We start from the raw sequence: 18,825 nt of genomic DNA, 5'->3' as shown, positions 1-18,825 counted from the left end.
GGCATGTCCGCTTTTGCGGCGATACAAATAACCCGGAGGGATCTGTCCCCCGGGCAATCGTCATACACTGGGATGTATCTAACTATTTAGAAAATGCACACCTATTCGGTTATTGCGCTTTGTAAGCCAGCTGATGTCCGTCCTCGAATCCCTTGGCGAAACCCGCGTTGAATCCCTCGTTGTACGCCTCGTTGTACCCCTGGCTGTAGGCGCTGTCCGGGTTCGGATCGGTAGGGGTAGCCGGGACGAACGGTTGTGCAGGTTTCACACTCCGGTGCCGTCGTACCGCACGTTTCTTTTTTTTGAGCCACGCACTGCGTCCTTTGAGAGTACGTTTATGCAGTACACGTTTGCCTTTGACCGCACGCAGTTTACGGATTTTGCGCAGACGGGCCCCCCGAGTAAGCAGAGCTCTTTTGGTTCTCAGACGTATTTTTTTCTTCTTTAACATGTCAACATTCCTCCTGTATGTTCCGGACCATGCGTATCGCATATCCAGGGTCTTTGAGCCATGGCTCTCCAGGCTCCCCATGCTGGATTTGGGCCAGCCTTATCCCCGTAACCATCCGGGACATCTCCTCTTGATAACGGCTAAGTAGACGAATGTTCTCAGCTAGACTGCGGGCGGATACTTCCGAGTGGGCAGACACGCTGGCCACACTGTCCAGAATGCGGGCGAGCGCCTGCTGACTGTGTGCAATGGACTCAATGAGGGACAGTTTCGCTTCCTGCTCACGCCGCAACAGACTCATTTTCCGAGATCCCCCATATCCATACCGCCAAACATGCCACCGTCCATGCCGCCTTCTTCACCATCGCTCTGGACCAAAATGGCCTTCAGGTTGTTGCATAATCCGGTTTCCATTCGGGTCAGTCCTTCCAGTATTTCCACCAGCTGATCATGCATCTTGAGTGGCTCCGCCACCTGATCGCTATGCGTCAGAAAAGCTTCACCATTCAGATGATTTAGCGCCCAGTTCCTTACCTTCTCAGCTTCAATCGCCTTGGCCTCCAAAATCAGGGCAATATTCCACTGCATTTTGGCGGCTGCATCCAGCATCAGGATGAGGCTTTGTTCTCTGCTCATGTCCATTCACCCGCCTTTCGGGCTTATTCTTCCTCTTGGTCCGCCATCTCCCGCATTACCTGGGTCAGCGTTTCGGCTACGGCTTCTTCCAGATCTGCCAGGCCTCCCAAATAGGAGATGATGCTTTTGTTGATTTGTCCTGAGCTGTCCAGCAGACCGTCAACGCCATCCAGCTCCGGTTCGATATCCGGCAAATGATTAATGATTTCAGACATGCGCACAGCGACTTGACGTTTGGCATCCAGTACACGTGCAACCTGCTGGTGAGAATGTGCAATATGTGTGAGTATTTCATCGATCTTGCTCTGCATGGTCCTCCTCCTTACCGTCACGGCCTGCTTTCACCCATAGAAAAACCCGGCCTATCAGCATTTGCCTGCTACAGCATATGCCGGGCCGGGATCGTCAGTTACTCCAGCTTGCGCCTATATCGTCAGATGACATAACTCCAATCGGATGAGTATCGGCTGAGGAATTGGCGGGTACGCTCCTGTTTGGGACGCACGAATACCTCCTCCGGTGTTCCTTCTTCCACGACGGAACCCCCATCCATGAATACAACTCGATTCGCCACCTCGCGGGCAAAGCCCATTTCATGGGTGACAACAATCATGGTGATGCCTTCCTTGGCAATAGATCGAATGACGGACAGTACCTCACCTACCAACTCGGGATCAAGCGCCGAGGTAGGTTCATCGAACAGAATCACCTCTGGATTCAATGCCAGCGCCCGAGCAATACCAACCCGCTGCTGCTGTCCACCTGACAGCATGCTGGGATACTCATTGATCTTGGCGGACAGACCCACTTGTTCAAGCACACGCAAGGCTCGTTCACGAGCATCTGTTTTGGACATCTTCTGGGCAATAATTAACCCTTCGGTAACGTTGTCCAGCACTGTTTTATGTTTGAACAGATTATAATGCTGGAACACCATCGCCGTTTTTCGCCGTAACTGCACAATGTCATGTTTGCGCGCATGCTTGCAGTCTACGGTTAATCCGCTGATCTGTACCTTGCCCTCATCGGCACGTTCAAGAAAATTCACACAACGCAGTAATGTCGTTTTACCTGACCCGCTTGGTCCAAGAATGGCAACAACATCCCCCTGTTCCACAGTCAGATCAATGCCTTTCAACACTTCCTGCTGGCCAAAAGATTTGTGTATATTCGTCAGTGATATCATGACACCCCTCCTTTGCTGTACACGGCAACCCTGCGTTCCAGCAAAGCTGTAATCCGTTCGGCTATTACTGTCAGACCCCAATAGATTAATGCAGCAGCAATGAAAGCCTCCAGAAATTTCAGACTGACCGAAGCGACCACATCCGCTTTGCCGAGAATATCCATCTGAGACACGGTGAACGCCAGGGTTGATCCATGCAGGAAACCAACAAACATGCTGCACAGATTCGGCAGAACTGCACCAACCGCCTGCGGTAAAATAATGCGTCTCATGGCCTGAGAGGTACTCATGCCCACAGCATGGGCAGCTTCCAGTTGTCCGGTATCCACCGCCAGAATACCGGAACGGATAATCTCAGACATATAGGCTCCCGCAGTTAACGAGAAGGCAAACAGCACAAATACCAGAATCGGAATGGAAGACGATTGAAAAGCCCAACCGTACCGGGCAGCATGCTTGTCGATGATCAACGGAATTCCGTAATAGATTAGAAACAAGTGCATCAGCATCGGTGTACCACGGAAAAACGAAACATAGAAATCAGCGATCCGGTAGACCCATGGAACCTTATAGATCCGCACCAAAGCAGTAACCAGCCCCATGCCAAAGCCTGCGATCAACGGTACAATCGTAATGACGAGTGTCAGTGGCAATGCCTTTAGAATCTGGAAAAAGAGGTGTAGATAAAGTTAAAATCAATAGACATTCGCTCACCCCGCTATTCGTTTCAGGCGTTCAGCTCTCACCGCTGGCCCACGGACTTCTTTTTTGCGTTCGTGACGCTGGAGTCTGCGTTCTGCGAGCGCAAATCCTTTTTCAAGTACAAGCACGATAACATAGTAGACGATCGATAGACTAATATACACTTCAAGTGCATGCGATGTAGCCGAGATCAGCGTTTGCCCCTGCCCACCATATCCATGACCCCAATGGAAAAAGCCAGAGACGTATCCTTTAACGAACCAATCAACGTATTCGCCATATTCGGAAAAGCAACAATGAGCGCCTGCGGTACCACAATGCGTCGAAATGACTGAAACGTGGTCAAGCCCGCAGCATAAGCTGCTTCCGTCTGGCCCTTGTCCACACTGCGTACAGCTCCGCGAAAGATTTCCGCAAAGGACGCTGCATCACTGAGCGCATAAGTCACGATGACAAATACCAGCGGATCAGTTCTGGACAAATCCACACCTATGGGCTTGAGCAATTCGGGTAATCCGTAATAGACCAGAAACAATTTGATGAGAATCGGTGTGCCCCGCATAAAAGAGATGTACAGGGTCGCGAGCTGGCTCAGCACCGGAATCCGGTATAATCTCGGAACCGCCAGAAGCACACCGCCCGCAAGGCCAAGCACAATGGAACCACCCAGTACAATCAGTGTAATATGCAAATATCGCAGCAGTTCAGGGACGAAATCCAGAACCAATGACAGATCGAATGATTTACCCATAACCGTCGCTCACCTTTCTCAACGAACTATTCCTCAACCGTGTAATCGGCTCCCAGCCACTCTGTGCTCAATTTGCTTAATGTGCCATCTTCCTTGATTGATTTGAGCGCTTCATCAATTTTCGTTTTGAGCTCCTGCTCATCCTTATTCAGAATAAAATAGACCTTGGAATTGGACAGCGCTTCACCAACCGTTTTCAATTGGGCATCCACTACTTTATTCTGATAATCGATGGCAAACTGTGTACTGATGGTTGCATCCACCCGGCCTGTTTTGATCTGGGTATTCGTATCTTCCCCTGCTCCGGAATACACAATATCAATGACTTTGCCATTCGCTGCATTCCATTTTTCAGCCAATACAGCTGCATTACTTGTTGCGCCAACAATCAGCTTCTTCCCTTTCAGATCCTCGATGGATTTTACATCCTGGTTTTTCTCGCTGACTACGATTTTATTAGGAAAAATATTATACGCCTCGTCGTTAAAGAGGAACTTGGCCTGCCTCTCTTCATTCACTTCCATCTGGTGAGCGATCAGGTCTATTTTCTTCGTTTCAAGACTGAGCAGCAGATTTTTGAATTCCATCGTACTGAACTCAAATTCATATTCAGGCAATCGTTTATCAATCTCGCGAATCAGCTCTACATCGTATCCGGTCAGCTTGCCATTCTCATCAATAAAGCAAACATTCGGGAATTGAGTGCCTGTACCCACGATAATCTTCTTCACTTTATCTTGACCGGACGCAGCTGCGGTATCCGATTCATTCGCTGCATTGCCTGAGCTGCAACCCGCCAGTACCACCAACATCGTAATGAACAGCAATGCTGTCCGGAATTTCCGAATCCCCCATTGATTAACCATTCCCGATCTCCTCCACAGGCTGTCATTTCAGCCAATATGATGTGTACTCCCATTCCTCATCTTTGATTTAACTAACCATTCACACTTGTATAGTCGGAATTAGATTGAACAAAGAATAACACCCTATGTCATATCCAGGCAATATATATGTTAATAGGACATCCTGATAACGTTATAGAACTTCTCTATGCTTCACCAGCGATATGATCTAAAAGTAAAGCAAAAGAAGCGATTCACCAACCAGGTTGGGGATCGCTTCTTCAATTCCAGATCACTTCATTTCAAATACCCATCTATCTGCGACTGGCCCATTTAATTTTACGAGCCACTTCTATACGCTGCAGTTGCAACAATCCGATTCGTTCTTCAAACTTCTTGCGTTCATCCGTTGAATGGGTCGCGTGAATCTGGTGGCAGAGACCTGTCAGTTTACTGTTGATATAGTCAAATCTCATCCATAATTCTTCTTCAGGTGTGCGCTGCTCCGCTTCCGGCTGAAATATTTTGAGCTGGTGGATAAGGGACTGCTGCCATTCCTGATCCTCGATTTGGATGGCAAAATGCAAAAGATCCAGATAGTCGTCAATTTGCAACGATATACCGCAATCAGATTTCGTATTCATTAGTCGTCTCTCCTTATTTCAGTTCTTGGCTGGAATCAGTCATTTCTATTTTACAGGATGGAGCATGCTTTAGGCGAGTCCTGAAACGAGTAAAATTGGAAAAAGTTTTGTCATTTTTACATATAGAAGCTTTCGATGGACTTATAGACAGATCTGATTCGAGAATGATATTCCAACCATCAATTTCATGATAAAATAACACCAAAATATTATAGACCCCTGAACGGCAGGAAGAGATTGTATTTATGGTCAAAACGCTGGACCCTTCCCGTTTTTAGACCCCTTCTGTACATACCGGATAAATAAAGAACGTCTTGGATGAACGCAACCATACATGATATACACGACTATACCCGGCTCAAATCATTCAAAAACCCGCTCCGAGGGAAGATTCCTTAAGCGGGTTTTGTCTTATTCACATGGATGGCTCAAATCAGGCCTTGCCGTCACGCGGCTGTCTGGTTAAGAGCAGCATGATAAACGAAATAATAATAATGGAGCCTGTCCAGGCCCAGGCCATCGTCTGATTGCCCGAATCGACAGCAACATAGATCGCAGTGGGTACGGTTTGCGTTTTGCCCGGAATGTTACCTGCAATCATGAGCGTAGCTCCGAATTCCCCCAGTGCACGAGCGAAACCCAGGATGAAAGCCGTCATCAATGCTCTCCCTGCAAGCGGAAGCGAGATATAACGGAATACCTGCCATTCATTCGCTCCTATGGAGCGGCCTGCATCTTCCAGATCCCGATCAATCCCGCTAAATCCGGATTTCATCGTCTGATATACCAATGGGAAAGCAACCACCACGGAGGCAATGACGGCAGCCCACCAGGAGAAAATGACAGGCGCGGAGAATATCGCTTCGATCCACTGTCCCAGCAGACTCTTACGACCCAATAACACGAGTAATATAAACCCGACCACGGTCGGCGGAAGCACGAGCGGAAGCATAAATACCGTTTCCAGAAAAATTTTCCCACGGAACGTAGTACGCGACATCTTCCAGGCCACAGCGATACCCGCCACCGCTGCGATTACGCTGGACAGCAGGGCAACCTGAAGGGAAAGACGAACCGGTGGCCAGAATACCGCCCAGTCTATTGCGCTCACATTCATTCCGGAATAGAGAATCCGTATTTGGCAAATACATCGAGCACTTCAGGGGTTTGCAAATACGTGTAGAATTGTTCCGCTTCTGTCCGGTGTTTCGTACCTTCAATAATCCCTACTGGATAATTGGCAGGTGTATAGCTGTTCTGGTCCACTTCAAATGCAATTTTCACCTGATCCGAAGTGAGCGCGTCCGTTTTGTACACAAAACCCGCATCCGCATTGCCTGTCTCTACATATTGTAGAACCTGTCTGACATCCTTGCCCTGCACAAGCTTGCCTTCCAGCTGATCCCATAGTTTGGCATTGGTCAATGCTTCCTTCGCATAGGTTCCAGCAGGCACACTTTCCGGTATACCAATCGCGACTGTCTTGATGGAATCGGCCGTCAGATCCTTCTCACTTGTTACGGTATTCGAGCTATCCGCTGGAATAATGGCTACCAATGAATTTTGCAGCAAACTCTTCTGATCACCGGATGCAATTAATTTCTCATCCACGAGCGCGTTCATATTTTTGGTCGCAGCCGATACAAAAACATCTGCTGGCGCACCTTGTTCAATCTGCTGTTGCAATGCACCTGATGCGCCAAAGTTGAAGTTGAGTTCAATGTAGGGATGAGACTTCTCATAATTCGCCTCAATCTCCTTCATCGCATCGGTCAAACTGGCTGCTGCCGAGATCGTCAATTCCACTGTTTCCTGCGACTCGGTACTTTCAGTTGATGTACCCTCGCCTAATGCCGCTGGAGTTAACCCCGTTTGTTGTGTTGCTGTGGATGTATCTGTACTCTCCGTGCTTGCACCACAACCGGCCAATACGAGAGCCAGTCCAAGTGACATACTCCCCAACACATATCCAATACTCTTTTCATCCACTTCTCCCCCGATGTTATGTTTAGTTATAACTAGATATAATTAATTATATTTCATTATACATAAGATCATTGAAATAGGAAGGTCGTCTTTGATGAACCCGTTGAAGAGCAAGCCATATATACTGAATTCCGGTGGCGAGTTTATACCCTCTGGCTGTTAATGGTATAGTACAAGAGACCACAGCGTTTATCTGTCATAAAGGGATCAAAGAAATCTGGGGATAACAGCAATCGGAAGATTGTTCTGTCATCGAAGTGCCAGTGTAAATATTCATTAGTTGAGGTTATATAGTTATGATCTGCACCTTGAAGGAGGATCTTCACTGATGACGGAGGAGCAATCCTATACCACCGAAGAAATATCCAAGCTGCTCAAAATATCCAAACTGACGGTCTACGATCTGATCAAAAAGGGAGACCTCGTCGCTTATCGCGTCGGCAAACAAATGCGTGTTGACGCCACCGATCTGGAAGCGTATAAACAGCGCTCCAAGCAGCTGCAATCGCCAGCACACCGGGCCGCTGTGGATTCGGGTCAACCTCTTGAATCTGATTACGCGACGGGAACCAATCTATCTAATCCTGCCGTTCACTCCGCTGCAAATGTTGTTTCCTCTCCATCCAGAGGCACATTCGCCGCTTCATCTTCCATGACGGGCAACACTTCGTCAGTCCATTCGACTCGCCATCTGGTCATTACGGGACAGGATGTCAGCCTCGATATTCTCATGCGATATATGGAGAAACAAACACAGGATATTCGACCACTGCGTTCCTTCATGGGCAGTCTGGACGGCCTGATCTCCATGTACCGCGGGGAGTCTGATCTGGTCAGTACCCATCTGCTCGACGGAGATACAGGAGAATATAATCTGCCTTATATACGCAAAATCCTGATTGGCTGGTCGTATGTCGTCGTCAATCTGCTGACACGACCTGCCGGGCTGTACGTCCAACGCGGTAACCCGCGCGGCTTGCAGAACTGGACCGATCTGAAGCAGCCCGAGCTGCGATTGGCGAACCGGGAGAAAGGTTTCGGGTGCACGTGTACTCCTGGACGAACAATTGCGTCTGCACGGTATCCCTACCTCTCATCTGATCGGGTATGACGTGGAAGAAACCAGTCATATGGGCGTAGCCGCCAAGGTCAGTTCCGGCGAAGCCGATGTCGGAATCGGCAGCGAGAAGGCTGCACGACTTGTCGGTCAGGTTGATTTCATTCCACTTGTCCAGGAACGTTATGACCTGGTAATGCTGAAGAAACCGGGAAACGAAGCGTGGACCGAATCGGTATTACGTATTCTTCAATCAACGGAGTTCCGGCATGAACTGCAATCGTTTGAGGGATATGATGTATCTCGAACAGGTGAAATTTTATACGAGGTTTAGCGCGATTATACCTGGATTTCTCATGGGAATTCGGAAGTACAGAAAAACAGAAGAAACGCCTCTGCTCTCTCTGACGGCGTTTCTTCTGTTTTCTTTCATATATATAAAATGAAAATTCTGCAGCCATCAGGCATGCTATCTCGACTTATCATATACGATGCGGGCCACCGCATCATGCTGGTGGATGGACTCTTCATTCCTGCAATCCACCTTAAATTTGCGTACCCAATGCTTCTCATACAGATCTGCCGCCACCAGCCTGACGATATCTTCCACAAACCGCGGGTTCTCATATGCACGTTCCGTGACCCGTTTCTCATCAGGTCTTTTGAGAATGGGATACAGGCAGCTGCTTGCATTGGTTTCGGCCACATTCAGCAGCTCTTCCTTCCAATAGCCCGGCAAGGCTTCTCCCGGGTCGCCCTGCACCTGGATACGCAGTAAACCTCGCTGATTGTGCGCACTATATTCGCTGATTTCTTTCGAGCAAGGACATAACGTCGTGATCTGTATATGTAAACCCGTTCTTAGAACGGGGGATTTGCCAGCTTCCCAGAGGACATGAACCGTAGCCAAAGAATGATTTAGTCCAGACATACCGGTTACGGGCGCGGATCGCTCGTAGAACCAGGGATAGGTTACTTTCAGCTCTGCCTTCGGTTGATTCATCTGTTCGGCCATCTGCTGCGTCAGCGCAATCAGATCCGGAATCCGGTCACTCAGTCCTTCACCGCGACTTTTCTGAAGCTGCTCCATCAAGCGACTCATGTTAATGCCTTTGGATTCTCGATCCAGCGAAGTCGTCAGCCGGAACGTTCCAATGCTGGACAATTTCTCGGGATCTTTGGCCGAAATGACATCCAGAGGATACTTCACCTGATCAATACCGACTTGTTGCAGCTCAAACAGAAAATCATTTTTGCTGTTCTGCAAATCCTGCATATCTTCTTTTCGTACAGGCTTATCTCCCTGTATCGGGTCAACAGAGCCGAATAACCGCAAGCGCTCGGCTTTGTCCGGCATGATCAAAGCATCACTCGCCACTCGGTTACTCCTGTTAACCAGCTGTTCCTTTTGCATTTTCCAAATCTCTCCCTCCATCACATATTTCCGTTATCCGCTGCACCTTCATCGCCAGAACAAACCTGCCTCGTCCCGCTCAACCTGCTCCAGGATAACTTCAAAATCAGGACAAGGCTCAATGACGTCGACCACATTCCAGCTACTGTGATCACCTTTCGCATATACCTTCCACTGATTCGCTTCCCAGTAAAATCGGGCAATGGGCAGCTTGTCCCACTGATAGCGTTCCTCAGCAGGCCTTTCCTCGGTCAAAATCAGTTCATTATTATTCAACTCATACGTTAATTTCACCATTGTTCGCAGGGGAGCCGGCACCTTCTCGTGAATATAACCGTCCAGCACCGACTGAATTCTCCGAATGGTAAACGAGTCCAGCATGGTGATCCCCCCTTTCCTCCACATCGTTACGCCATCCAGTTCCACACCCATGCCAGTACAAATGCACTGCCCAGTGACGTTAGCAGCTGGCTGCCTGTCAGTTGTGCAGCAAAGGCTGCTCCCAATTCCTTGCGTACGGTCCACATGGTCACCAGACATGCTGTTAACGTGGAAGCCAGATACACCAGGATAAATAACTGTCCGCCGCTCAAGTCTGCAATAAAGGAGCCCTGATCCTGATTCAGTACCAACAACCCGTCTTTTCTTAAAATGGAAAATAAAATGCCGCCCGCGGCATCGCCCGGCAGATGAAAGATCGCGAGCAGCGGCGTAAGCGTGCGGGTCAGAACAGACAATACTCCTGTCTGCTCCAGTAGTGAGGCTACCACACAAATACCGATGAAAATGGGCATTGCCTGTATGAGAAACTGTTTCATCACGGATCTTACGCGCCAGCTTACGGAACGCCATGAAGGTTTTTGCAGAAATGTCCGGTTCGCATGTAACGGGAGCGTATCATCCATCCGATTTCGATTCCACAGACGGGTATGAAGTGCGCCCACAAGGACCAGGACAAGCATATAAGGAAAAAACAGCCACGGCTTGCCACCGGAACTGAATATCGATAAAGAAGCCCCAATCTGATAGCTGCACGCCGAAGCGAAGGAGATCATTGAAACACAGGCCTTTGTTGTGCAGGAACTGCATGTACGACTCTGGAACACAGCCACAACATTGCAGCCAAAACCACTGAGGACCGGAATCAGATCCTTACCGTTCAGGCCGATTTTGCGCATCCACCCATCCAGCGAGTCGGTAATGCGATCCTTCAGTCCACTCTCCTCCGTCACCGCCACACTGACGCCAATCAGGAATACGACCGGAAAAGCCCAGATAAAGGAATACAAGCCCAGACTGATCATGCCGTAATCTCCGAGCATCATCGCTTGTAGCGGGTTCCATAATCCCACAGTCATCCGATCGAGTGGTTCAAGAATCCAGACATCCGCGAGTGGTTGTACCCAGCCGGAGAACAGATACGCCACATATACCGGAACTGCAAATAATAAGATGAGTGCTGCCAAAGCCGCAAAACGCCCCCAAACCGTGTGTTCAAACATCGTTGTTTGCGGTTCGATCACAGGGGAGGCAGGCGGTGATTCCAACTGTAGATGCCTCTTCATCGGTCTGGCGGCAACGATCGCGCGGCATAACAGGCCTTGGGCGCTCCCGTCCATTTCCCTTGTATTGAAGGGCAGGACGGAAATCCCCAGGCCTTTACGGTAATAGTCAACCTGAGCCGTTAAACCCGGTCCGCATTTGTCGGCAAACGTAAGCACCAGCACAGCATTTTTGCCTGTGACATCCAGCATGCCGAGCAGTAAAGGCAGCTCCTGCACGACATCTGTGCCGCGTACCACCATGACAACCGTATCACCTGCTGCGAGTTGTTTTAGGGCCAGCATGGTCGTGACACTGTCATCCTTCAACCGGATTCCAGGCGTATCGATCAGCTCAAGCTGCTGTTCAGGCAGTTCTGCCCTGCGGACAGTTACCGTGGAGCCTCGAACATTGGATTCTTCGCCAGTATCTCTGCCCGTGAGGCCCCGAAACAGAGCCGATTTACCTGCAGATTCGAAACCGACCAGCACCACTTGACAAAGTTCTTCCGGCTGTTCCAGAACCGAATTCAGCATGTGCAATCTTCACCACAGCAAGACAGATCATCAAGAAACATGCCTTCTTTGCGATAGGTTTCCAGCGGAGTCAGATCCAATCCAAGTCTCTCACCCATGGCCCCGGCCACAACTGCAAAGCGCTGTCTAAATTTATAAATGAAACAAAATTGGAGGTGCGCATGCATGACCTGTGGTCCGGTAATGAATAGCCCAGGGGCAATCGTCGATTCATCTGCTGCTCCTAATTGCAGCTGTCCCTCCTTGTTGCGCTCGACCAGGTTCTCAATCAGGTGTAAACTGCTGCGGAACCCCGTCGCCAGAACAGGAGCCTGAGCCGTCTTAAGCAAGTGGGATTCCCCGGAATCATTCTCGCAATAGATGACGTAACCGCCCAGTTCATCCGGCTCAATCCACTTGACCTCATAGCCTTGCATCATTCGTATCCGCTGATCCATCATCGCCGCGCGCAGCCGATCCTTCGTATAGGGGCTCAGCTCCACACTTGGATCACTGCTGCCCTTGGCAAGCCCGCGTCCGTTCCGATCGATTACCGTTACGTTTTTCCCAGTTTACTCAGGTGAATGGCTGCATCCACGCCGCTCTCATAGCCGCCAACGATGACACATTCTTCTCCCTGAACTGCCGTCCAGCTGGAAAATAAACTGCTATGCACACCATATTCGGCACCAGGGAACGGGTCCAGTCTCGGGTACTGGAATTCACCGGCTGCCCAGACGACAAAGCGCGTGCGCAGTTGTCCATTGGATGTCACAACCCGAAAGCCGTTCTCTTCAGGAATCACTTCCGAAACGTCTACACCCGTCTGCACAGGCAATTTCTTAAACTGGCTCACCACCTGCAAATAATTCGCATACTCCACCCCTGTCGGATGTTCTGTTCCCAACGTATACGCTGGAGACGTATGAAGAGTCACTGCGTTCAGATCCATCATGCCATAGGCGTTGCTTGTAAACGAAGGGGTGATCAGACGCATTTCCTCCGGCCACGCAAGAAAAGTGGCCCCCACTTCACTCCGTTCCAGCACGGTAAAGCGGGACAGCTCCATATCCTGCAGGACAGAAGCCATGCCGATTCCGGCTGGCCCCCTCCAACAATCACGCAATCATAATCAAAAGGATCATTCATGCGTCTTACCAGCTGGACTTCGTGACGCCTGGAATTTGCCCTTGATGAGCCAGCTCACGGAACACGATCCGCGATACCTTGAACTTGCGCAAATACCCTCTCGGGCGGCCCGTCAGTTCACAGCGATTTTTCAATCGGGTCGCTGAAGCGTTGCGCGGCAATTTCTGCAGCGCTTCATAATCCCCTTTTTCTTTCAGTTCACGACGCAGGTCCGCATATTTGGCGACGATGGCCTGACGTTGTTTTTCGCGTACTACTTTTGATTTCTTAGCCATGGATTCCAGCTCCTTTTATGCATTTTTTTTATACAACTTCAACGGGCCAAGGCAGCGGATTGTCAAAATGGCCCCAGTCGGCCTTCATTTCCTCATCGCTGAGCAGGCATTGGTCCAGTTCTTCTTCAATGATGGAACGCTCCATTTCAATTCCGATCATGACAAGCTCAGTCTGGCGGTCTCCCCATTGTGCATCCCACTTCTCCAGCACATCAGGCTCCGTACGCAAAATTTCTTCCTTGTCCGCTTCCGGCAGCGCCGCGACCCAATGTCCGGCAGGGCCAAACTGAATGGATGAACCCGCCTGGCTCAGACTTGCAGCCACATCCCCTTCAGCAGCCAGCCATACCAAGCCTTTGGCTCGCACCACTTCTTCGGGCCAATAGCTCATGAATTCAGCCAGACGAGAAGGATGGAATGGTTTTCGGCGACGGTACACGAAGGAACCAATACCGTATTCCTCCGTCTCGGGTGTATGTGATTCTTTCTCCAGCTCTTGAATCCATCCGGCGGACATGCTTGCTTTCTCGAAGTCGAAGAGACCTGTATTCAAAATTTCAGACGGGTTGACCTGTCCGTTCATGGTCCGAATAATTTTGGCGTTGGGCTGAAGCTTGCGAATGATACCTTCAAGCTTGTTCAGCTCCACGTCTTCGACCAGATCACACTTGTTAAGCAACAGCACATCGCAGGTCTCAATCTGGTCAATCAGCAGGTCCACCACGTCACGGGTATCTTCGTCCCCTGTAGCCTGATTCCGATCCAGAAGGCTCTGTCCTGAAGCAAAATCCTGCCAGAAACGATTCGCATCCACGACCGTCACCAGACAATCCAGCTTCGCCAGACTTGTCAGATCAATACCCGACTCCTCGTCGGCATATGTAAAGGTCTGCGCTACCGGAACAGGTTCACTGATTCCTGTCGATTCAATCAGGATATAATCAAACCTGCCTTCATTCACCAGTTTTTCAATCTCCTGCATCAGATCATCCCGCAGCGTGCAGCAGATGCAACCATTGGACAGCTCCACCAGCTTTTCTTCAGTGCGCGATAAGGTCGCTTCCCCTTTACCAGTGCAGCATCAATGTTTACCTCACTCATGTCATTGACGATGACGGCGACCTTGAGTCCCTGCCGATTGTGCAGCACGTGATTCAGAACCGTCGTTTTACCTGAGCCGAGGTAACCGCTAAGAACAGTTACCGGAACTTGCTTTTGTGTCATGTGTATCTACTCCTTATAGTTGTGGTCATATGCCTCTGACCTTAATAGTAATTATTACGATTAACAACAATGACTATAATCCTGTTGAACGATGTTGTCAAATCATTTTTGTTTTTCTCGTGCGAGGTGGCCGCTTTGGTCACGGATCGTCTTCCGATCGCTGTTGTCTCCAAATTTCCTTAATTTAGTCTATCAAAGGTTAGAAATTCGAAAGACAGCGTATGCTTTCGAAGCAGCTTTCTTACAGAAAGCTTTCAGGCGAACGCTACCGCTTCTTCAGATCGATTCCGTCCCCTCCGCTACTGCCGCAAACCCCCGTCAAAAAAAGGCCTATGGCCTGTTTCCTGTAGCTTCGAATCATAATGATACGATTCCAGAAAAGTCAGTCCATATGCCTTTAACTCTTGTTTTTATATGTGCCATACAATCAGGCCGTCACCACAGGTTTAGCCCTATTGCCTGATTCCATCCGTTGCCTGTAGGCCACAACCAGGATCATGGCTGCAACGGATAACAGCGTACAGATCGTAAACATGGTGGAATACGAGCTTATTTGTACAATCAGTCCCATCGCAAGACCGCCCAGGGAGAAGCCCAGATCATACGAGGACATGAAAATACCCATGAGCACATATCTGGAATCGGCAGGCAGCACAAATGATAAATAGGTGGTTAATGTCGGGTAGAGCAATGCTACGGCAAAACCGCTGAACACCGCGGACAGGTACACTAATGAACCAACCGTCTCGGACATTGCGAGCAACTGGGTTCCCAGTGCTGCACACAGCAGCAAACCCGCCATCAGCCACGTATTCCAGCTGCCGTCAGACGGTATTTTTTTGCGCAAAATGAATCTGCACAGAATGACCACCAGCCCCTGGATCGTTAAGAACACCCCTGCACTCGCCATTCCGGTCGATACCATATACAACGGAAGAAAGGTCGCCGTGGCTCCAAATACACAGGAAGCAAACAGCATGACCACACTGCTAATCAGCAGTGGTGTGCTGCACCAGATACCGCCGAATGATCGCATCATATCACCCAGCGTATACGATTTATTTTGCACCGTGCTTCGGGGCAGATCCACGTTATAGCCAATCAGGAGCGGAAAAGCTGCCAAACCGATCATCAGCAAAGTAAACCAGATATCGCTGGCATTTTCCCAGATTTGGATGGCGAGAATGGGAATGACCAAGGACGGAACCATCGTGAAAAGGGTATACATGGACAGTCCCTGAGCCCGGTCCTTGTCCTCCAGCTTTTCCACAATGCCAGCCTGCATCGTCATGGAAAAGAACGCCGTCGCTACACCTTGCAGCGCCCGCAGCCACAAATACGTTTCCACACCAAACACAACAAACAACAGTAATGTTGCGGCATGCAAAATCAACAGCCACTTCATTACACGCAGCGGACCATAACGCCCCAGAAGCTGCGCCGCAAAAGGCCGTAGAAGCATACACGTAAACATGTACGCGCCCATCATCAGACCAATCTCGGCCTGGTTCAACCCTGCTGCTTCACTCCGCAAAGGGAGAATAATCGTCAAAGCCGAATTGGCGGCAAAAAATAAAAAGGCCAACAGATAAAACCGGATAAACGAAAAGGATACCGGATTTAATGTACCGCTGGTCGTGACAGAAGACTTCAAAACATGTCCCCACTTTCTAGTTGCGTTAACCCACAGACATATCTGTGACTGGTTTTCTTCGTTCATAGGCAAAAGCAATCATTACCGCTCCTAGGATAGCACAAATCATGTACATAAACGAATAGGAGGACAGATCAGCGATCGGTCCCATCAACACACCACCCAGAGATACACCCAGATCTGCTGTCGCAATAAATAAGCCGATCAATACATTCCGATTCAGCTGCGGCAGCACAAAGGATAAATAGGTGGTTAACGTCGGATAGAGGATGGATTGAGCAATGCCCATCAAGATTGCCCCCACATACAGCAAGGCAGCCCCTCCAGTAATAGCCAGGCTGACACATTGTGCGGCTACTGCCAGCAGCAGCATTGTTCCCATGATAAAAGGTGCATGCCACCTGCCATCGGAAGGGATTTTTTTGCGTAACATGATCCGGGTCAACACAACCGTTCCCGCCTGAAGCATCAGATAGACACCTGCATTGCCGCTTGGCAATTGACTGGCGTAGAGGGGAATAAAAGTCGTAATTGCACCGAACACAACGGAAGCACTTAACATGAGTACACTGCATCTAAACAAGAATCGATTTTGCACTAACTGACGAAAGGACTGAAACATGCTTACGTTCTGTTCGGACGAATTCCCAGGAGGCTGCTCCTTGCTCTTGTCCATTTTGGCCGTATATCCGAAGACGCCTGTGCAGACGGCAATACCGATCAGGACAACTGTAAAATAATCCATGCCACCTGTTTGCCAAATCCCTAACGCAAGAACAGGACCCACAATGCCGGGGATATAGCTGAACAACGAATAATAGGAAATACCCTGGGAACGGTCCTTCTCCGGCAAGGCATCAATAATGCCAATCTGCAAAGCCATCGAGAAGAATGCCGTCGATACCCCCTGTAAAATACGAGCCACCAGATAACCCCCGAGACCCGTAAACGTGTATAAAATCAGGGCAAAACCATTGATAATCAGAATAAAACGCAGCACTTTAATCGGCCCGCGCTTTTGAATGATCCGCCCGGCCCATGGCCTGAAAAACATGGTCGTAAACATATAGGCGCCCATAATCAGCCCAATGGTTGTACTGCTCGCTCCCAAGGATTCACCCTGTAAAGGAATAATCACATTAAGAATGGCATTTGCACTAAAATACAGAAGAACCAAGATGTACAAACGCAGAAAAGGCCAAGACATCGCTCCACTCATCTTTGGTCCTCCCTCTGGAAAGTAATTAAATAGGTTAATAATTTTTTGGCATAATCAGACTGAACATCCTTTAGCTGCTTAATCGGTACCATTTCCTCAATCTGACCGTCCCTGAAAATAATAATCCTGTCACAAATATAGGCTGCCGCCTGAATATCATGCGTAATAAACACATAGATCATCTGATAGAATTGCTTTAATTCCTTTAACAATCGCAGCACCTGAATCTGCACAGACACGTCCAGCGAACTGATGGCTTCATCAAATACAATGCATCGGGGTTCTGTGGATATGGCTCTTGCGATACATACTCTTTGGGCCTCTCCACCGGACAGTTCATGTGCATATTTAAGCCTGTAGGAAGAATTCAACCCCACCTGATGCAGCAACCGATCCACCTTGCTTTGCATATCCGCTTCCACTTTTTTTTGAGCCTTCAGGGGCTCCATAATGGCTTCCTCCACCGTGAGAAATGGATTAATGGAGGACGCATAATTTTGAAATACGGCACTGATGCTGCCCATTCGCACACGGCGATTGTTCACGTTTTTCCCATCAAATAAAATACGACCGCGATCAGGCTTTTCAATGCCCAGGATCAAACGTCCCAATGTGGACTTGCCGCTTCCGCTTTCGCCGATAATGCCGAGACATTCGCCTTGGTAGCATTCAAATGCCACGTTTTTCAAAACCTGCTGCTTTTGTTTGGAGAACAATCCGCCTTGTTTATAGGATTTTTCTATCCCATCCACCTTGAGCATCTGTATCCCCTCCCTGCATCAATTTCCTGAAATGATTGCTCAGCTCCAACCGGGTGGAAACCAAATATTGAGTATAGGCATGCTTCGGCTTCGTAAAAACAGACCGAATGTCCCCGCTTTCGACAATGGCTCCGTCTTTCATAACCATCACTTCATCCCCAATTTTCTGAACCACACCGAGATCATGGGATATAAACAGCATGGAACACCCCATTCGTTCACGCAGTTGAATTAATTGTTCAACCACTTCATATTGAGAGATCGTATCCAGCGCCGTTGTTGGTTCATCCGCAATGATCAGATCCGGCTCCAACACGAGTGCCAATGCAATCATGATTCGCTGCAGCATGCCGCCCGATAGCTGATGTGGATATTGATTCAGGATTTCCTGCGGATGCTTTAACATGACACTTTCCATAGCACTAATGATCTTCCGTTCGCTATCTCTGTTATTCCAGTCAAAATGCGTCTGGAGCGTCTCTCGAATATGGACGCCTATTACTGAAGAAGGGTCAAAAGCGCTCATGCCATTTTGCAGAATCATGCATATATTTTTGCCTCTTCTTCGTCTCATTTCTTGTTCAGAAAGCTGGTTCAAGTCCTCGCCTTGGAAGAGAATCGTTCCGGATTGGCGAATCCAGGGTTTATTCAAACGCATAATGGACCTGCAGGTGACGGACTTGCCACTTCCGCTTTCCCCGACTATGGCCAGACAGCTTCCTTGTTTGACCTGAAATGAACTGTTATGAATAATGACCTTGTCCGTATTAGCATCCCAGACCTTCAAATGTTTAACCTCTACTGTATTCATAAA

17 protein-coding genes and 5 pseudogenes are annotated in these 18,825 nt (G+C 49.0%); 1 reads left to right on the top strand and 21 read right to left on the bottom strand.

Annotated features, from left to right (window positions below):
* Positions 1-109: 109 nt before the first annotated feature.
* The 11 genes and pseudogenes from ACTWJ7_RS09060 to modA all read right to left on the bottom strand — a co-directional run bounded on the left by ACTWJ7_RS09060 (position 110) and on the right by modA (position 7,168).
* Positions 110-451, bottom strand: a complete 342-nt coding sequence (locus ACTWJ7_RS09060) for a hypothetical protein (RefSeq protein ID WP_024632557.1) — start codon at positions 449-451, stop codon at positions 110-112.
* A gap of 1 nt (position 452) precedes the next feature.
* The gene (locus ACTWJ7_RS09055; protein ID WP_079347555.1) at positions 453-752 is read right to left on the bottom strand and encodes a hypothetical protein; all 300 of its coding nucleotides are present in this window, start codon (positions 750-752) and stop codon (positions 453-455) included.
* The gene (locus tag ACTWJ7_RS09050; protein ID WP_024632559.1) at positions 749-1,087 is read right to left on the bottom strand and encodes a hypothetical protein; all 339 of its coding nucleotides are present in this window, start codon (positions 1,085-1,087) and stop codon (positions 749-751) included. The genes ACTWJ7_RS09055 and ACTWJ7_RS09050 overlap by 4 nt, the downstream gene beginning before the upstream one ends.
* 23 nt (positions 1,088-1,110) lie before the next feature.
* Positions 1,111-1,398: a hypothetical protein gene (locus tag ACTWJ7_RS09045; RefSeq protein WP_024632560.1), complete on the bottom strand. Its 288-nt coding sequence runs from the start codon at positions 1,396-1,398 to the stop codon at positions 1,111-1,113.
* 122 nt (positions 1,399-1,520) lie between these two features.
* A complete protein-coding gene (locus ACTWJ7_RS09040; RefSeq protein WP_079347557.1) occupies positions 1,521-2,273 on the bottom strand; it encodes an amino acid ABC transporter ATP-binding protein in 753 nt (250 codons plus the stop codon).
* A pseudogene (locus ACTWJ7_RS09035) lies at positions 2,270-2,979 on the bottom strand (amino acid ABC transporter permease). The gene ACTWJ7_RS09040 and the pseudogene ACTWJ7_RS09035 overlap by 4 nt, the downstream one beginning before the upstream one ends.
* A 4-nt stretch (positions 2,980-2,983) precedes the next feature.
* Positions 2,984-3,726 (bottom strand): annotated as a pseudogene (locus tag ACTWJ7_RS09030) (amino acid ABC transporter permease).
* 26 nt (positions 3,727-3,752) lie between these two features.
* Positions 3,753-4,592 (bottom strand): transporter substrate-binding domain-containing protein, encoded by an 840-nt coding sequence (locus ACTWJ7_RS09025; protein WP_301881353.1) that lies wholly within the window; start codon positions 4,590-4,592, stop codon positions 3,753-3,755.
* Positions 4,593-4,885: 293 nt separating this feature from the next.
* Positions 4,886-5,215: a hypothetical protein gene (locus tag ACTWJ7_RS09020; RefSeq protein ID WP_079347565.1), complete on the bottom strand. Its 330-nt coding sequence runs from the start codon at positions 5,213-5,215 to the stop codon at positions 4,886-4,888.
* A gap of 433 nt (positions 5,216-5,648) precedes the next feature.
* Positions 5,649-6,332 (bottom strand): molybdate ABC transporter permease subunit, encoded by a 684-nt coding sequence (gene modB, locus ACTWJ7_RS09015; protein ID WP_179132715.1) that lies wholly within the window; start codon positions 6,330-6,332, stop codon positions 5,649-5,651.
* Complete coding sequence (gene modA / locus ACTWJ7_RS09010; protein ID WP_443146354.1) at positions 6,329-7,168, bottom strand: molybdate ABC transporter substrate-binding protein; 840 nt, start codon at positions 7,166-7,168, stop codon at positions 6,329-6,331. The genes modB and modA overlap by 4 nt, the downstream gene beginning before the upstream one ends.
* Before the next feature lie 361 nt (positions 7,169-7,529).
* Between modA and ACTWJ7_RS09005 the strand changes: the two are divergent.
* A pseudogene (locus ACTWJ7_RS09005) lies at positions 7,530-8,592 on the top strand (substrate-binding domain-containing protein).
* Between the two features lie 135 nt (positions 8,593-8,727).
* On the opposite strand, the gene folE2 reads toward ACTWJ7_RS09005, so the two are convergent.
* The 10 genes and pseudogenes from folE2 to cntD form a co-directional block, all read right to left on the bottom strand.
* Positions 8,728-9,672: a GTP cyclohydrolase FolE2 gene (gene folE2 / locus ACTWJ7_RS09000; protein ID WP_079347571.1), complete on the bottom strand. Its 945-nt coding sequence runs from the start codon at positions 9,670-9,672 to the stop codon at positions 8,728-8,730.
* 48 nt (positions 9,673-9,720) lie between these two features.
* Positions 9,721-10,053 (bottom strand): DUF3024 domain-containing protein, encoded by a 333-nt coding sequence (locus tag ACTWJ7_RS08995; protein WP_179132716.1) that lies wholly within the window; start codon positions 10,051-10,053, stop codon positions 9,721-9,723.
* Between the two features lie 26 nt (positions 10,054-10,079).
* Positions 10,080-11,750 carry a nucleoside recognition domain-containing protein gene (locus ACTWJ7_RS08990; RefSeq protein WP_301881348.1) on the bottom strand — a complete coding sequence of 557 codons (1,671 nt, stop codon included), beginning with the start codon at positions 11,748-11,750 and terminating at the stop codon, positions 10,080-10,082.
* Positions 11,744-12,798, bottom strand: a pseudogene (locus ACTWJ7_RS08985) (NAD(P)/FAD-dependent oxidoreductase). The gene ACTWJ7_RS08990 and the pseudogene ACTWJ7_RS08985 overlap by 7 nt, the downstream one beginning before the upstream one ends.
* Before the next feature lie 85 nt (positions 12,799-12,883).
* Positions 12,884-13,153 carry a 30S ribosomal protein S14 gene (gene rpsN, locus ACTWJ7_RS08980; RefSeq protein WP_079347577.1) on the bottom strand — a complete coding sequence of 90 codons (270 nt, stop codon included), beginning with the start codon at positions 13,151-13,153 and terminating at the stop codon, positions 12,884-12,886.
* Positions 13,154-13,181: 28 nt separating this feature from the next.
* Positions 13,182-14,377 (bottom strand): annotated as a pseudogene (locus ACTWJ7_RS08975) (GTP-binding protein).
* Between the two features lie 427 nt (positions 14,378-14,804).
* On the bottom strand, positions 14,805-16,109 hold the full coding sequence (cntE, locus tag ACTWJ7_RS08970; RefSeq protein ID WP_443145350.1) for a staphylopine family metallophore export MFS transporter CntE: 1,305 nt from the start codon (positions 16,107-16,109) through the stop codon (positions 14,805-14,807).
* Positions 16,057-17,250 (bottom strand): staphylopine family metallophore export MFS transporter CntE, encoded by a 1,194-nt coding sequence (gene cntE, locus ACTWJ7_RS08965; protein WP_301881343.1) that lies wholly within the window; start codon positions 17,248-17,250, stop codon positions 16,057-16,059. Before cntE (ACTWJ7_RS08965) ends, cntE (ACTWJ7_RS08970) begins: the two co-directional genes overlap by 53 nt.
* Positions 17,247-18,011: an ABC transporter ATP-binding protein gene (locus tag ACTWJ7_RS08960; protein ID WP_301881340.1), complete on the bottom strand. Its 765-nt coding sequence runs from the start codon at positions 18,009-18,011 to the stop codon at positions 17,247-17,249. The genes cntE (ACTWJ7_RS08965) and ACTWJ7_RS08960 overlap by 4 nt, the downstream gene beginning before the upstream one ends.
* Positions 17,977-18,822, bottom strand: coding sequence for a staphylopine uptake ABC transporter ATP-binding protein CntD (gene cntD / locus ACTWJ7_RS08955; RefSeq protein ID WP_079347587.1), 846 nt, complete (start codon positions 18,820-18,822; stop codon positions 17,977-17,979). Before cntD ends, ACTWJ7_RS08960 begins: the two co-directional genes overlap by 35 nt.
* Positions 18,823-18,825 lie beyond the last annotated feature (3 nt).

Source organism: Paenibacillus sp. 1A_MP2 (genome assembly GCF_052244825.1).
In the GTDB taxonomy this organism is placed as follows: domain Bacteria; phylum Bacillota; class Bacilli; order Paenibacillales; family Paenibacillaceae; genus Paenibacillus; species Paenibacillus vandeheii.
The sequence above is the reverse complement of the archived record's forward strand: the minus strand, read 5'-3'. Positions and strand labels throughout refer to the sequence as shown.

Coding starts and splice junctions, on each gene's coding strand:
- ACTWJ7_RS09055 (WP_079347555.1), bottom strand. CDS start 752: ATGAGTCTGTTGCGGCGTGAGCAGGAAGCGAAACTGTCCCTCATTGAG.
- ACTWJ7_RS09020 (WP_079347565.1), bottom strand. CDS start 5,215: ATGAATACGAAATCTGATTGCGGTATATCGTTGCAAATTGACGACTAT.
- ACTWJ7_RS09050 (WP_024632559.1), bottom strand. CDS start 1,087: ATGAGCAGAGAACAAAGCCTCATCCTGATGCTGGATGCAGCCGCCAAA.
- folE2 (WP_079347571.1), bottom strand. CDS start 9,672: ATGCAAAAGGAACAGCTGGTTAACAGGAGTAACCGAGTGGCGAGTGAT.
- cntD (WP_079347587.1), bottom strand. CDS start 18,822: ATGAATACAGTAGAGGTTAAACATTTGAAGGTCTGGGATGCTAATACG.
- rpsN (WP_079347577.1), bottom strand. CDS start 13,153: ATGGCTAAGAAATCAAAAGTAGTACGCGAAAAACAACGTCAGGCCATC.
- modA (WP_443146354.1), bottom strand. CDS start 7,168: ATGTCACTTGGACTGGCTCTCGTATTGGCCGGTTGTGGTGCAAGCACG.
- cntE (WP_301881343.1), bottom strand. CDS start 17,250: ATGAGTGGAGCGATGTCTTGGCCTTTTCTGCGTTTGTACATCTTGGTT.
- ACTWJ7_RS08990 (WP_301881348.1), bottom strand. CDS start 11,750: ATGCTGAATTCGGTTCTGGAACAGCCGGAAGAACTTTGTCAAGTGGTG.
- ACTWJ7_RS08960 (WP_301881340.1), bottom strand. CDS start 18,011: ATGCTCAAGGTGGATGGGATAGAAAAATCCTATAAACAAGGCGGATTG.
- ACTWJ7_RS09045 (WP_024632560.1), bottom strand. CDS start 1,398: ATGCAGAGCAAGATCGATGAAATACTCACACATATTGCACATTCTCAC.
- ACTWJ7_RS09040 (WP_079347557.1), bottom strand. CDS start 2,273: ATGATATCACTGACGAATATACACAAATCTTTTGGCCAGCAGGAAGTG.
- ACTWJ7_RS09060 (WP_024632557.1), bottom strand. CDS start 451: ATGTTAAAGAAGAAAAAAATACGTCTGAGAACCAAAAGAGCTCTGCTT.
- modB (WP_179132715.1), bottom strand. CDS start 6,332: ATGAATGTGAGCGCAATAGACTGGGCGGTATTCTGGCCACCGGTTCGT.
- ACTWJ7_RS09025 (WP_301881353.1), bottom strand. CDS start 4,592: ATGGTTAATCAATGGGGGATTCGGAAATTCCGGACAGCATTGCTGTTC.
- ACTWJ7_RS08995 (WP_179132716.1), bottom strand. CDS start 10,053: ATGCTGGACTCGTTTACCATTCGGAGAATTCAGTCGGTGCTGGACGGT.